At 37.3% G+C, this 13,324-nt stretch carries 15 protein-coding genes and 1 tRNA gene; 13 read left to right on the top strand and 3 right to left on the bottom strand.

Annotation, left to right across the window (positions count from 1 at the left end):
• Positions 1-67 precede the first annotated feature (67 nt).
• Both recF and G521_RS0101440 read left to right on the top strand, forming a co-directional pair.
• A complete protein-coding gene (gene recF, locus G521_RS0101445) occupies positions 68-1,174 on the top strand; it encodes a DNA replication/repair protein RecF (protein ID WP_026896920.1) in 1,107 nt (368 codons plus the stop codon).
• Between the two features lie 10 nt (positions 1,175-1,184).
• Entirely contained in the window at positions 1,185-1,475 is a 291-nt protein-coding gene (locus G521_RS0101440; RefSeq protein ID WP_026896919.1) for a DUF721 domain-containing protein, read from the top strand.
• Here G521_RS0101440 and G521_RS0101435 read toward each other — a convergent pair.
• Together G521_RS0101435 and G521_RS0101430 are read right to left on the bottom strand one after the other, a co-directional pair.
• A complete protein-coding gene (locus G521_RS0101435; RefSeq protein ID WP_026896918.1) occupies positions 1,472-1,669 on the bottom strand; it encodes a hypothetical protein in 198 nt (65 codons plus the stop codon). The two genes, G521_RS0101440 and G521_RS0101435, sit on opposite strands and share 4 nt — an antisense overlap.
• A gap of 51 nt (positions 1,670-1,720) precedes the next feature.
• The gene (locus G521_RS0101430; protein WP_026896917.1) at positions 1,721-2,140 is read right to left on the bottom strand and encodes a nucleoside-diphosphate kinase; all 420 of its coding nucleotides are present in this window, start codon (positions 2,138-2,140) and stop codon (positions 1,721-1,723) included.
• Between the two features lie 121 nt (positions 2,141-2,261).
• Between G521_RS0101430 and G521_RS0101420 the strand changes: the two genes are divergently transcribed.
• The 6 genes from G521_RS0101420 (at position 2,262) to G521_RS0101395 (ending at position 7,792) form a co-directional block, all read left to right on the top strand.
• Positions 2,262-3,272 (top strand): DHH family phosphoesterase, encoded by a 1,011-nt coding sequence (locus tag G521_RS0101420; RefSeq protein ID WP_026896916.1) that lies wholly within the window; start codon positions 2,262-2,264, stop codon positions 3,270-3,272.
• 92 nt (positions 3,273-3,364) lie between these two features.
• Entirely contained in the window at positions 3,365-4,318 is a 954-nt protein-coding gene (locus tag G521_RS0101415; protein WP_026896915.1) for an FKBP-type peptidyl-prolyl cis-trans isomerase, read from the top strand.
• Between the two features lie 72 nt (positions 4,319-4,390).
• Complete coding sequence (locus G521_RS0101410; RefSeq protein ID WP_026896914.1) at positions 4,391-5,179, top strand: TatD family hydrolase; 789 nt, start codon at positions 4,391-4,393, stop codon at positions 5,177-5,179.
• 94 nt (positions 5,180-5,273) lie between these two features.
• Positions 5,274-6,290, top strand: coding sequence for an asparaginase (locus G521_RS0101405; protein ID WP_026896913.1), 1,017 nt, complete (start codon positions 5,274-5,276; stop codon positions 6,288-6,290).
• A 123-nt stretch (positions 6,291-6,413) separates the two neighbouring features.
• Entirely contained in the window at positions 6,414-7,136 is a 723-nt protein-coding gene (locus G521_RS0101400; RefSeq protein ID WP_026896912.1) for a hypothetical protein, read from the top strand.
• A 68-nt stretch (positions 7,137-7,204) separates the two neighbouring features.
• Positions 7,205-7,792 carry a GNAT family N-acetyltransferase gene (locus G521_RS0101395; RefSeq protein ID WP_245580815.1) on the top strand — a complete coding sequence of 196 codons (588 nt, stop codon included), beginning with the start codon at positions 7,205-7,207 and terminating at the stop codon, positions 7,790-7,792.
• Between the two features lie 76 nt (positions 7,793-7,868).
• On the opposite strand, the gene G521_RS0101390 is transcribed toward G521_RS0101395, so the two are convergent.
• Positions 7,869-7,955: transfer RNA gene (locus G521_RS0101390), tRNA-Ser, on the bottom strand.
• A 158-nt stretch (positions 7,956-8,113) separates the two neighbouring features.
• Here G521_RS0101390 and G521_RS0101385 point away from each other — a divergent pair.
• The 5 genes from G521_RS0101385 to G521_RS0101365 all read left to right on the top strand — a co-directional run bounded on the left by G521_RS0101385 (position 8,114) and on the right by G521_RS0101365 (position 13,276).
• Positions 8,114-9,085 carry a polyprenyl synthetase family protein gene (locus G521_RS0101385; protein ID WP_026896910.1) on the top strand — a complete coding sequence of 324 codons (972 nt, stop codon included), beginning with the start codon at positions 8,114-8,116 and terminating at the stop codon, positions 9,083-9,085.
• Position 9,086: 1 nt separating this feature from the next.
• Positions 9,087-10,142, top strand: a complete 1,056-nt coding sequence (locus tag G521_RS0101380; protein WP_026896909.1) for a TerC family protein — start codon at positions 9,087-9,089, stop codon at positions 10,140-10,142.
• A 91-nt stretch (positions 10,143-10,233) separates the two neighbouring features.
• Positions 10,234-11,691, top strand: coding sequence for a M28 family peptidase (locus G521_RS0101375; RefSeq protein WP_026896908.1), 1,458 nt, complete (start codon positions 10,234-10,236; stop codon positions 11,689-11,691).
• A gap of 238 nt (positions 11,692-11,929) precedes the next feature.
• On the top strand, positions 11,930-12,355 hold the full coding sequence (locus tag G521_RS0101370; protein WP_026896907.1) for a hypothetical protein: 426 nt from the start codon (positions 11,930-11,932) through the stop codon (positions 12,353-12,355).
• Between the two features lie 351 nt (positions 12,356-12,706).
• Positions 12,707-13,276: a DUF4256 domain-containing protein gene (locus G521_RS0101365; RefSeq protein ID WP_036677980.1), complete on the top strand. Its 570-nt coding sequence runs from the start codon at positions 12,707-12,709 to the stop codon at positions 13,274-13,276.
• Positions 13,277-13,324 lie beyond the last annotated feature (48 nt).

Genomic DNA, 13,324 nt, shown 5'->3' with positions numbered 1-13,324 from the left:
AATTTCCCCTGATTTTTTTTAATAAAGGGCTAAACGGCTTCAAAAAGATTAAATTTGTCATCCTAACATGTGGCTCCAAAAATTATCTCTCATCAATTTTAAGAATTATTCTGAGGCAGAACTTCTTTTTTCGCCCTCTGTAAATGCATTTACGGGCAATAATGGAGCGGGTAAAACCAATCTTTTGGATGCAATTCATTACCTGTCGCTTTGTAAAAGTTATTTTAACCCGATAGACGGGCAGCAAATTAAGCAGGGAGAAGAATTTTTCATCATTCAGGGTGCGTTTAATAAAAATGAACAAGATGAAATTGTATCCTGCGGCTTAAAAAGAGCTCAGAAAAAGCAGTTTAAGCGTAATAAAAAAGAATATCAGCGTCTTGCAGATCATATTGGCCTATTTCCGCTGGTCATGATTTCACCCAATGATATAAGTATTATTATCGAAGGGAGCGAAGAGCGACGGCGATTTGTAGATAATGTAATTTCGCAGACAGACAATGCTTATCTGGATGAAGTCCTTCTGTATAACCGCAATCTTTTAACTAGGAATGCACTGCTTCGGCAAATTGCGCTTACAGGTAAATATGATCCCGCATTACTGGAAATTTATGATGAACAGCTGGTTTTATCGGGTAACCGGATCTTTGAAAAAAGAAAAGTTTTCATGCAGACTTTTACCGAAATATTTAATCAGCATTACCGCTACTTAAGTGATGATGCAGAAAGAGTTGAGCTGGTTTATGAATCGCCTTTGTTAAAGGAAGATTTTGCAGAGCTGCTTAAAAAATCTCTTGAGCGTGACCGTATACTGGAGAGAACTACGACCGGTATTCATAAAGATGATCTTACTTTTACTATTCATGGGATGCCACTTAAAAAATTTGGTTCTCAGGGTCAGCAAAAATCTTTTCTGATAGCTTTAAAGCTGGCTCAATATACTTTTCTTCATCGCCAGAAAGGGTTCGAGCCCTTATTGCTGCTCGATGATATTTTCGATAAGCTGGATGATAACAGAACATACAAATTAATGAAAATGGTTTCTGATCAGGATTTCGGCCAGATATTTATAACGGATACAAGCAGAAAACGTATTACAGCTATTTTTAAGGAAATTGAGGTGCAGGTCAGAATTTTTGATATTGATAAAGGAGAAGTAGGTAATTTAGAATAAAAATAATGCTATGGCCAGAACTAATGATAAGTCGATTAAAGATGCCATTGAGCAAATGCTTAAGGTTTATAAGATCAAGCGAAAGTTTGATGAAACCTCCCTTATTGTAGCCTGGCCCGAAATGATGGGCTCTGCCATAGCTAACCGAACGAAAGATATTTTTATTCGAGACCGTAAGTTGTTTATCAGAATAGAATCTGCTGTGATAAAAAATGAATTACTGATGATGCGTTCAAATATTATTGAAAAATTAAATGAACGGGCTGGAAGCAGTATAATAGAAGAGGTAATATTGCTTTAATCCGCCTTTTTAGAACTTTTGCTGTTCTTCATATAGAGGTAATAAAATACGGTAAGGAAAAAAGCAATTCCAAAAGCCCGCACAAAAAATAAGTAATCTGCATTTCTCTCAATACCTGCCAGATAAGAAAAACCCGCAGGAACAATAAGCACCACCAAAAAGAAAATAATATACCGGGCCTGAAAAATTTCCATGGGGATTTAAATTACAAAGTCCCCCTATTATTGGAGGGGGACTTGTGAGTTTTAGAAACGCTCGAAAGCAGAGAAGAAGAAATTTCCTTCAATTTGCGCATTCTCGTCAGAATCTGAACCATGAACTGCATTGGCATCAATAGACTTTGCATATTTGTTACGGATAGTTCCAACGTCAGCTTTAGCCGGATCAGTTGCTCCGATCAGGGTACGGAAATCTTCAATCGCATTTTCTTTTTCAAGAATAGCAGCTACAATTGGTCCGGAAGACATAAAGCTAACCAAATCCTTGTAGAAAGGACGTTCTGCATGAACTGCATAAAATTCTCCTGCTTTAGCATCGCTTAAGCTTGTATATTTTAAAGCAACGATCTTAAATCCGCCTTTAATAATATCATCTAAAATTGCTCCGGTGTGGCCATTGGCTACAGCATCGGGCTTAATCATTGTAAAAGTTCTGTTTGTTGCCATGTTTGTTTTTTCAAAAATTGCTGCAAAACTACAGTTAATTACCCGTATGCTAAAGGATTTAAAAAAATCAACCTTGTCAAATCAGTTATTTTAATAGCTTTGCATTTCTTTTTTATTATAGATGTCAGAAATAGCTTCGCTGAAAGAATTATTAGCACAACCAAAACAAATCGTCATCACAACCCATCACAAACCTGATGGGGATGCAATGGGATCATCCCTTGGTTTGTATAATTATTTAGTTCAAAAAGGGCATCATGTACGGGTTATTACGCCAACAGATTACCCTACTTTTTTGCAATGGCTTCCAAATAATCCGGAAGTTCTTATCTACACTGATAAAAAAACTGAATCAGAATCCTTAGTAGCAAATGCAGAATTAATATTTTGCCTTGATTTTAATGCGCTTTCGCGGATTAATGAGCTTGGAAAATATGTTGGAGAATCCAAGGCTTTAAAGGTAATGATTGATCATCATCTGGAGCCTGAGGGTTTTGATGATTATCGTCACTGGACAATTAACGCCTGTGCCACAGCTCAGCTGGTTTATGATTTCATTGTAAACATCATGGATGAGCGTCATTTTATTAATAAAGATGTGGCCACGTGTTTATATACCGGTATCATGACCGATTCAGGCTCATTCCGGTTTCCAACTACCACAGCCGAAGTTCATCACATAGTTGCTGATTTAATTAACTGCGGAGCCGAAAATTCCCGTATTCATCAGTTAGTTTACGATAATTTCTCAGAAAGCCGCCTGAGGTTTCTGGGTCATTGCCTTATCAACCGGCTGGAAGTTTTTACAGAATACAATTCAGCATTAATTACGGTGACTAAAGATGATCTACAGAAATTTCAGATCACAACCGGCGATACGGAGGGAATTGTAAATTATGCTTTATCTATAAACGGAATTCGTTTGGCGGCTTTGGTTATTGAGCGTCCAGACCGTGTAAAACTGTCTTTGCGTTCAACAGGTGATTTTCCGGCTAACGAAATTTGTAAGAAATATTTTAACGGCGGCGGACACAGAAATGCAGCAGGAGGATTTTCTGATAAGAAAATTGAAGCTGTAGTAGAAGAGATTAAGTCCATTCTGCCTGAATATAAAACACTTTTAATTCAGTAATTAAATTATATTAGAACCAAAATCAAGCGATATAACCGCCAAAACAAGCAGATATTCTGCCGGGGATTATCGCAAAAATCAAATTTAAACAAATGAAAAAAATCGTAATCATTTTAGGGGTTGCAGTATTGGGCTTATCCAGCTGTAAGCAATTTAAAAAAGGTGAAGGGGATATGATGTACAAAATCCACGAAGATAAAAGTGGAGAAACCATCAAAGAAGGAGATTTTGTTGCATTTAATGCGATTGAAAAAACCGAAGAAGATTCAGTTTTGTACAGTTCATATGATTATGATCGTCCGTCTTTATTAGTAAAGGAAAAATCATTGTTTACCGGTGATTTATTTGCTGCATTAGGCATGTTAAGTGAAGGAGACAGCGCTACTTTTAAAATCAATATCGATTCTATGGTAGCTAAAATGGGTCGTCCAAAGCCAACAAATACTAAAGGTAAATACTTGCTTTATGTTATAAAAGTTGATAAAATCATCCCGAAAGGAAAATTAACTGATAGTATTTTCCGCGGTCAGATAGATACTTATTTAAAGGCTGAACAAGACAAAGCAAAAGGCGCTGAAGGTGCAAAATTTAATGCATACATATCAAAAGAAAACTTAAAGCCAACAGTTACAGCTTCCGGTTTAAATTATACAGTTACTAAAGAAGGCAGCGGTCCAAAGCCGGTTGCAGGTGATACTGTTCTTGTGAATTACACCGGAAAATTTTTAAGCGGAAAAGTATTTGATACAAGCTATCCTGAAATTGCCAAAAAAGCAGGTACTTTCAATGCACAGCGCCCATACGAGCCATTAAAAATGCCTGTTGGAATGAACGGTTCTATCCCGGGATTTGAAGAAGGTTTGATGTTATTTTCAAAAGGAACAAAAGCAACTATTATTTTGCCTTCTAAACTTGCCTATGGCGAGCAGGGAAGTCAGGGTATTCCGCCATTTACTCCTTTAATTTTCGATATTGAGATGGTAAATATTATTCCTGCAAAACCAGGTTCTGTTAGCCCGCAGCCAGCTCCGGTTCCTGCAAACTAATATTTTCAGAAATAATACTTTCTTAAAGCCTTTCAGTTAATTCTGAAAGGCTTTTTTGTTTAGTTTTGCCCCATGATCTTAACTGATACACATACTCATTTATATTACGAAACCGATACGCAGAAGCTAAACCATCTGATAGAAAGAGGGCTTGAAAATTCGGTAAGCCGATTTTTTCTGCCCAACGTCAATGTGTCTACCATTTCTTTAGTAAATAATCTGGCGGCTTTATATCCTCAAAATTGTTTCCCGATGCTGGGTTTGCATCCCTGCGAAGTTAAAGCAGAAGCTACTGAGGAAGTAGCTGCTTATATAGAAGAATTACAAGCCATCCGGAAGGCAATGGATTTACAAAAATTGTATGCTGTTGGTGAAATTGGAATTGATTTATATTGGGATAAAACAACCCTAAAAATTCAGCAGGAAGCTTTTTTAATTCAAATAAAATGGGCCAAAGAGTTAAATATGCCTATTGTAATTCATTGCCGGGAAGCATTTGATGAAATATTTGAGATTCTGGAACAGGAGAAAGATGAAAAATTGAGGGGAATATTTCATTGTTTTACCGGCAACCTGCAGCAGGCGAAAAGAGTTATCGGTCTGGGTTTTTATTTAGGAATTGGGGGAGTTCTTACATATAAAAATTCCGGTTTGGACAAGGTGATTTCTGAGATTGATCTGAAAGACCTGGTTTTAGAAACTGATTCTCCATATTTAAGTCCTGTTCCTTTTCGGGGCAAGCCAAATGAGAGCAGTTACCTGATTTATATAGCTCAGAAATTAGCAGATTTAAAGCACGTTTCTCTGGATGAAGTGGCCCGTATTACCAGCGATAATTCTTTCAAGGTTTTCGGCATTTAGATTTGGCTGATTAATGATCTGGATTTTTTGTTTTGCAGCAAAAATTTACAACCTTTCAATATTGTATTAATATGTTAATATATCGTCATTCTGAATGATCAACATCTTTGTTATTTATACCGGTGGTACTATCGGAATGATCAATGATCCTGAAACAGGAGCATTAATGCCTTTTAATTTTGATCAGATCACAGAAAATGTTCCTGAATTAAAACGGCTCAATTATAAACTCACAGTACATAGTTTTGATCCGCTGATTGATTCATCCAATATGGATCCGGAGATCTGGATCGGTCTGGCAGATCTGATTGAGAGTAATTATGAAAAATATGATGGCTTTGTAGTGCTGCACGGTTCAGATACCATGTCATTTACGGCATCTGTACTCAGTTTCATGCTGGAGAATTTATCAAAACCTGTGGTTTTTACCGGCTCTCAGCTGCCTATCAATCAAATCCGCACTGATGCAAAAGAAAATCTGATTACAGCTCTTGAAATAGCCGCTGCAACAACGGGCGGTAAGGCAATTGTCCCTGAGGTTTGTATTTATTTTGATTACCAGCTTTATCGGGGAAATCGTACGTTCAAATACAATTCCAGTAATTTCAATGCTTTCCGTTCGCCAAATTATCCCTTACTGGCAAAAGCAGGGGTCTATCTTAAATTTGATACTAAAAACATACGCCAGTTAAGCGGATCTAAACTTAAGGTGCATAAAAAATTAGACAGTAATATTGGAATATTAAAGGTTTACCCCGGTATTGGTCAGCAGGTTGTAAAGTCGGCCTTAGCTGCCGATTGCAAAGCTATTATCATGGAAACGTTTGGATCAGGCAATACAAGCACTAAAACCTGGTTTCTTGATCTTTTGCAGGATGCTATAAACCGCGATATTATTATTGTTGATATATCTCAATGTAAAGTTGGTTCTGTAGAGCTCGGAAGGTATGAAACCAGTAAAAAGCTAAAAGATATGGGAGTGATAAGTGGCTACGACATGACATTTGAAGCTGCGGTAACCAAATTAATGTTTTTGCTTGCTTCAAATCTTCCTGTTGAAGAGATTAAAGTCTTAATTGAAAGTAATCTGAGAGGCGAATTAACCTCCTGAAAAGATTTTTAAAATTAATGCCTCCCCAATTAATTTATTCAAGGAAAAATAGGTTAATTTTAAAGAAATACTAAGGGTGGCATGATGTTTTATAGTAAATAGATAACCTAAAAAACTACTCGATTGAAAAAATTATTACATCTCTTTATACTTGTATTTATTTGTAGCTTTTCCTCAAAATCTCAGGGCTATAAATATAGCCTAAGTGCCGGTGTGGGAGTTACTCAGAGTTATGCGGATGTCTCTAATTCATTAAATCCGCAGCTGGTTTTTCATGCCAACGCTGATTATTACATAAAAGATTTTATAAGTATTGGCGCAGAATTTCAGTCCGGAAAATTAATCAATGGCAGAGAATTTATTGTTCCGGGGGAAAATTATCGAAATTTCTCAGGATATTTTGAAAATGACTTTAAGCAGTTGAATATAAATACAAAGGTTGGTCTGGGCCAGTTTGTTGATTATAGTAATGATGACTTTTTGAAAAAAATTCGCGGCTTATACGCGGGTGTAGGTGTAGGGCTAATTTCCAACAACCAGAAAAATGTCAGACGTTCTTTTTATTCTCCGGAAGATAATGTTTTCTATGATTTTGAAGGAAGCGATTCAGAACGGATGGTAACAATACCCTTTAATGTGGGAATTGATTTATTTTTTAAAAGTAAAAAATTAAGCCCGATGGCTATCGGAATAAATTCACAAATGAATCTGATTCCGAATGACCGTCTGGAAGGCTATGATAAGGATTTTAATAACCGGCCGGATCTATATGCTTTCACTTCTCTCAGTCTGAAGTATCGTTTTGGCTATAGTAATATGTTTAATACCAATATATTCCCCCGCTAAACTTCCTTTGTATATTTGATAAGTCTGAAATAATCAATCAGAACATATCTTGTGGCGAGTGTTATTCTATGGTTCGCTATCAACTTTGTACCGCTATGCTTCTTATCAATTTCAGCCCCTTTCCAAACCTTGAATCAGATCGGATTTATCTAAGGCAAATAACGCCTGAGGATGTTAATCAGGTGTTCGAAATGCGCTCGGATTCGGAAACGATGAGATTTATTCCGAGACCCTTAGCAAAAAACCGGCAGGACGCCCTTAATCATATTGAACTAATCACCAAAGGCATTATGGACAATGAGTATATTAATTGGGGAATAGTGCTGAAGGGAAATGAAAAAATAACGGGTATGATCTGTTTGCTTAGGATGCAGCCTGAAAATTACAGAACAGAGATAGGCTATATTCTGCATCCCGATTTTCAGGGAAAGGGAATAATGGTTGAAGCCGTTAAATTAGTGATTGATTATGCTTTTAACGTTCTTAAATTCCATTCTCTGGAAGCAGTAATTGATCCGGATAATGTAGCTTCAGAAAAAGTTTTGCTTAAGCATTCTTTTGTAAAAGAAGGTTATTTTAAAGAGAATACATTTTATAACGGTAAATTCTTAGATTCCGTTATTTACTCGCTAATTAACCCGGGTAAAAACAATTGAAATTAGCTTTCTTATAATTTGAATTCAACAAAAAAGCCTTTCACAGTTTGTAAAAGGCTTTTTATAAAAATTATTGCGGAGAGGGTGGGATTCGAACCCACGGTACCCTTGCGAGTACACGAACTTTCCAAGCTCGCTCGTTCGGCCACTCTGACACCTCTCCGAAGGGCTACAAAAGTATTAAAATTTTACAGATTCTGCAGTTTGATTTTATAATGATTGAAAAGCAGTGAATTCAGGTTGTGATCATGCATTATAATCCCTCTTTTTCGATATGTTTGCAACTATTAACTCATATAACAAATAGCGCATTTAGATTTAATGCTAAGCCTCGACGAGATTAAAAAACCCATCGCCGATGAACTGGACGTATTTGAAGGGAAGTTCAAAGCTTCTATGCAAAGTTCTGTGCCGCTTCTCGATCGTATAACACATTATATTGTTAAACGTAAAGGAAAGCAGATAAGGCCCATGTTCGTTTTCTTTTCTGCCAGCTTATGCGGCGGAATTACTGATGCCACCCACCGCGGAGCCGCTTTGGTAGAATTACTGCATACTGCCACATTAGTACATGATGATGTTGTAGATAATTCATACGAGCGTCGCGGATTTTTTTCCGTTAATGCCTTATGGAAGAATAAAATTGCTGTTTTAGTAGGCGATTATTTGCTTTCCAAGGGCTTGCTTTTATCTATAAATAACAATGATTTCTCATTGCTAAAGATCGTTTCTGAAGCTGTTCAGCAAATGAGCGAAGGCGAATTACTGCAAATTGAAAAAGCCCGTCGGCTGGATATTGACGAAAAAATATACTACGATGTGATCCGCCAGAAAACGGCCTCATTAATTGCATCCTGCTGTGCGTGTGGTGCTGCTTCTGCAGGAGCAGATGCGGAAACGGTTGAGAAAATGCGTTTTTTTGGCGAGAAAATCGGAATTGCTTTTCAGATTAAAGATGATCTTTTTGATTTTGGAACAGATGACGTAGGTAAACCTTTGGGTATCGATATCAAGGAGAAAAAAATTACCCTGCCATTGATTTATGCACTTAATAAATCGTCATCTTCTACCAAAAGGCATATTATCAACCTGGTAAAAAATCATAATGAAGAACCCGATAAAGTTTCTGAAGTAATTTCATTTGTACGCAACAGCGGAGGTTTAGCCTATGCCACCGAACAAATGTTAAAATACCAGCAGGAAGCTTTTGATCTCTTAAATACATTTCCTGAACATTCATCGCGTAGAGCTTTAGAGCAATTAGTGCGATTTACAACTGAACGTAAAAAATAAAATGCCAAACGAATACATTTACTTTTTAAGCTTTATCCTGTTTATCATCCTCATGCTTTCTATAGATCTTGGGATATTTAATAAAAAGGATCATATAGTAGGTTTCAAAGAAGCCGCTACCATGAGTTTTATCTGGGTTTCCTTTGCTATTGTATTTTATGTTCTGCTGCTTACAAAAGGGCAGGAGCTTCACGGAATAGAAAATTATACACAGCTGGCAGAAGTAACCAAAAGACATCTGCATAACATTACCTTAATTCCGTCAAATTTTGAAGAAAGTTTAAGAATTTATAAACAAAACCTTGCTTTAGAATTCCTTACGGGATACGTGATAGAATACGCCTTGTCGGTAGATAATATCTTTGTCATGGTGCTCATTTTCAGTGCTTTCAGCGTTCCCGAAAAATATTATCACCGCGTGCTGGTGTGGGGAATTATCGGAGCTGTAATGATGCGCTTTATGTTCATCTTTCTGGGAGCAACCTTAATAGCCAGATTCGAGTGGATCTTATATATATTCGGCGCTTTTCTGGTTTATACCGGGCTAATGATGTTCTTTAACCGGAATGATGATGAGAAGATAGATACCGAAAATCACAAGATTGTACGCCTTGCTTCACGGTTCTTTTCTGTTTATCCTCATTTTGCGGGGAATAAATTTTTTATCAAAATAGAAGGAAAAAGATTTATAACGCCGCTTTTTGTCGTATTAATGATTGTAGAATTTACCGATCTGATATTCGCGGTTGATTCAATTCCGGCTATTTTTGCGGTTACCAAAGATCCGTACATTGTATTCTTTTCTAATATTTTTGCCATTCTTGGACTTCGATCCATGTTTTTCCTGCTGGTAAATATCATTCACAAATTTCATTACCTAAAAGTCGGACTCGCAGTTTTACTTGTATTTATTGGTGTAAAAATGCTGGCGCATCATTGGCTTTCGGCATGGGGATTTACAACCATGCACTCGCTCTTTATTATTCTGGGTATATTAACACTTAGCGTGGTTTCTTCATTATTATTTCCAAAAAAGGCAGAAACCGGTTTAGAATAAATTTGAAATTACTGATTTGGAATTATACAGATATTTTATAAAATCAGTATTGCATATTATCCTTATTTTTCATTTTTTAACTGAAGTATAAATGAACAAATTAATTCTTGTCCCGATTGTATTCTTATTCAACGTTGCTTTGGCAAATGCACAGCAAAATGAATGGAACAGTATATTTTCAAAAATTAACCAGGAAGTTCAATCCAATTCTAAAGCCTACAGCACATTAAAGGAGGCGACAGAAACAATCGGTCATCGGTTAACCGGTTCAGAAAATGGGAAAAAAGCAGAGGAATATACCTATAAGTTGTTAAAATCATACGGATATAAAGTGCGCTACCAGCCCTTTGAAGTAGAAAGCTGGAGCCGCGGAACTTTAGATGTGAAAATTGGTCCCAATGACAAAATGGAATCCGTTAAGTCTGTAGCACTGGCTCATTCTCCTGTCAAGCTTGATTTAAAAGGCCAGTTGGTTGACATGAAAAATGGTGTGGAAGAAGATTACCTGGCCATGCCTGATGCTGTAAAAGGTAAAATTGCATTAGTTTATCTGGGCGTTTTGCCTGGATCTGATTCAAATACCAAACGCCTTCACCGGTCTGAAAAAACGGCATTGGCTACTAAGTACGGTGCAATTGGCATTGTGGTTATCAATTCAGTACCGGGTGGGGTTTTGCTAACCGGAACCGCTTCTGTTACGGGTAAATTAATCGCTATTCCGGCCATCTGTATATCTTACGAAGACGGTATGAAATTTAAAGATCAGTTGAAAACTCAAAAACTTTTCAGTCAAATCAATATGACTAATTTTTCAGGAATGATTAAAGCCCGGAATGTAATTGCCAAATTAAAGGGCAGGGAGCTTAAGAAAGAAAAGATTGTAGTTGGAGGTCACCTGGATAGCTGGGATTTGGCTACAGGTGCGATAGACAACGGCATCGGTTCTTTTTCGGTGCTGGATATGGCCCGCACGTTTTCTTCACTGGAATTAAGACCCAAACGCAGCCTTGAATTTGTGATGTTTATGGGCGAAGAAGAAGGACTGCTGGGATCAAAGGCGTATGTAGAAAAAGCTTTAAAAAATGGTTCTGCTAATCAGATCCGCTATATGCTGAATTACGATATGAGCAATGATCCGAAAGGATACAGCTCCAGTACTGCAGATACCAGAGAGCTTTTTCAGGAAATCGGAAGTATAGCAAATAAAATAGATACCACATTTAAAAATATTTTTTCAAGCGGAGCTGGCCTGCACAGTGATCACCAGCCTTTTATGCTGCAGGGTATTCCAACAGGTGGCGTTGCCGGCGGCACGTTGCCAAATAACTCAGGCCGGTGCTACCACGCCGATTGCGATTCATTTGACCTGGTAGATGAGCAGGGAATGAAAAACACAGTTCGCTTTAATACCATGCTGATTTACGGCGTGGCCGATGCAAAGGAGATTTCTGCGAAGCGTTTAACAGATACACAAACCCGTGATTTCCTTATTAAAAACAATCTGAAAGAACCTTTGGAAATTGCAGGTGAGTGGCGCTGGGGAAATTAATGTATCTTCATAGTTCGTAATTGAAATAAGGGGCATTCATAGTTTCTTACTTTATTATAATTATTCCTAAAATGTATTTAATCAAAGGATAAGCCGTTGCTTATCCTTTTTGTATTTATATCTAATCTTCGCGTTACGCCCCATTATAAAATATCCTTAATTGATGAAGTAATATTCTGTGATTTATAGTTCCTTAAATGTTGTATTTTAGCTTGTGAACAATCATAGATTCAAAGACATGAAAAGAAAATCTGAATTTAAAACGCTCTTCACGATATTATCAATTGTTCTGTTCTTTCTGACATTAAGTTTTGAATTATTTGCTCAGGAACAGAAATCCACAGATTTCAAAGACTTTAAAATCAGGATAGTAAAAACCGAAAGCGGGATTAAAATGGAGAGCCTTAAAGGTAGCGCCTGGATTAATTTAAGTTTCAACAGTGTAAATGATAAACCGCAAGCGATTGACGAATACGGAATGACAAAACCAGACCACCCATCTTCTGCTAAAGATTCCAATCTTGCAGACTTCCTGTTCACCATTACAAAAACTAAGGAAGGAATTGTGCTAAAAGGCTTTGAAGGAACTGCCTGGACTCAACTGAGTTTCTCCCTTTCAGGGAATGAAAAACAAACGATAAATCAATTCGGAATGACTTACTAGACCAGAATACTGACATTTACTATTCTTCTGCATGCTACCTCTATTCACTTTGGATATATTTAATCCCAACTACAACTGCATCCAACCAAAAGCGCCCATCCTTAAATCTTTGAAGGCCGCTATCATACTTGAATGATTAAAAAATAATATCAACAACAACCTGTTTTCTTTAATTTTTAATTCTTCCTCACAAAAAATAAAACGAGTATTAGGAGCAGAGGTATAAAATTCCGACTTTTAAAGCTGCTCCGATCATCAGGGTGTTGAGTTTGGAAATGTGCTGGGGTAGATACCTGATAGATGTAAACCATTCTATCAAAATGCCCCACATCCGGTTAATACCATAAGGAGATGATATCTGAAATTAAAAAAGAACTGACTGCAGAACAAGGTAAAGAGCTTATCAGTACTTTAAAAATACGTTTTGAAAAAAACAGGAACCGCCATCCGGATCTGGATTGGTCTGAGGTACAAGCTAAACTGGAAAAAGATTCCGAAAAAATGTGGTCTCTTAATGAGATGGAAAGAACCGGCGGTGAACCGGATGTTATCGATCTGGATACACAGAACGGTGAATATATTTTTTATGATTGCTCGCCAGAAAGTCCCGACGGCCGCAGAAGTATTTGCTATGACCGCCAGGGGCTGGAATCCCGTAAAGAGCATAAACCAGCAACCTCTGCTGTAGATATGGCTGCTGAAATGGGCATAGAACTTTTAACAGAGGAGGAATACCGGGCTTTGCAAAAACACGGGCCATTTGATAATAAAACTTCGAGCTGGCTAAAAACGCCTTCCAACATTCGGAAAGCCGGGGGTGCACTGTTTGCAGATTTTCGATACGGTCATGTATTTGTTTATCATAATGGTGCGCAATCTTATTATGCAGGGCGGGCCTTTCGCGGATTGTTGCGGGTTTAACCAATTTATAGGAGGTTAAAACCTCTCTAAATGTATTATTAATCAGAA

Source organism: Daejeonella oryzae DSM 19973 (assembly GCF_000422945.1).
Lineage (GTDB): Bacteria > Bacteroidota > Bacteroidia > Sphingobacteriales > Sphingobacteriaceae > Daejeonella > Daejeonella oryzae.
Note: the sequence above shows the minus strand (reverse complement) of the source record. Positions and strands in the feature narration are given on the sequence as shown.

What these genes read in the sequence shown, in the direction of transcription:
- G521_RS0101435 (WP_026896918.1), bottom strand. Translation starts at nt 1,669, where the DNA reads ATGGAAATTTTTCAGGCCCGGTATATTATTTTCTTTTTGGTGGTGCTT.
- G521_RS0101440 (WP_026896919.1), top strand. Translation starts at nt 1,185, where the DNA reads ATGGCCAGAACTAATGATAAGTCGATTAAAGATGCCATTGAGCAAATG.
- G521_RS0101405 (WP_026896913.1), top strand. Translation starts at nt 5,274, where the DNA reads ATGATCAACATCTTTGTTATTTATACCGGTGGTACTATCGGAATGATC.
- G521_RS0101395 (WP_245580815.1), top strand. Translation starts at nt 7,205, where the DNA reads ATGGTTCGCTATCAACTTTGTACCGCTATGCTTCTTATCAATTTCAGC.
- recF (WP_026896920.1), top strand. Translation starts at nt 68, where the DNA reads ATGTGGCTCCAAAAATTATCTCTCATCAATTTTAAGAATTATTCTGAG.
- G521_RS0101430 (WP_026896917.1), bottom strand. Translation starts at nt 2,140, where the DNA reads ATGGCAACAAACAGAACTTTTACAATGATTAAGCCCGATGCTGTAGCC.
- G521_RS0101365 (WP_036677980.1), top strand. Translation starts at nt 12,707, where the DNA reads ATGATATCTGAAATTAAAAAAGAACTGACTGCAGAACAAGGTAAAGAG.
- G521_RS0101410 (WP_026896914.1), top strand. Translation starts at nt 4,391, where the DNA reads ATGATCTTAACTGATACACATACTCATTTATATTACGAAACCGATACG.
- G521_RS0101385 (WP_026896910.1), top strand. Translation starts at nt 8,114, where the DNA reads ATGCTAAGCCTCGACGAGATTAAAAAACCCATCGCCGATGAACTGGAC.
- G521_RS0101415 (WP_026896915.1), top strand. Translation starts at nt 3,365, where the DNA reads ATGAAAAAAATCGTAATCATTTTAGGGGTTGCAGTATTGGGCTTATCC.
- G521_RS0101380 (WP_026896909.1), top strand. Translation starts at nt 9,087, where the DNA reads ATGCCAAACGAATACATTTACTTTTTAAGCTTTATCCTGTTTATCATC.
- G521_RS0101375 (WP_026896908.1), top strand. Translation starts at nt 10,234, where the DNA reads ATGAACAAATTAATTCTTGTCCCGATTGTATTCTTATTCAACGTTGCT.
- G521_RS0101370 (WP_026896907.1), top strand. Translation starts at nt 11,930, where the DNA reads ATGAAAAGAAAATCTGAATTTAAAACGCTCTTCACGATATTATCAATT.
- G521_RS0101420 (WP_026896916.1), top strand. Translation starts at nt 2,262, where the DNA reads ATGTCAGAAATAGCTTCGCTGAAAGAATTATTAGCACAACCAAAACAA.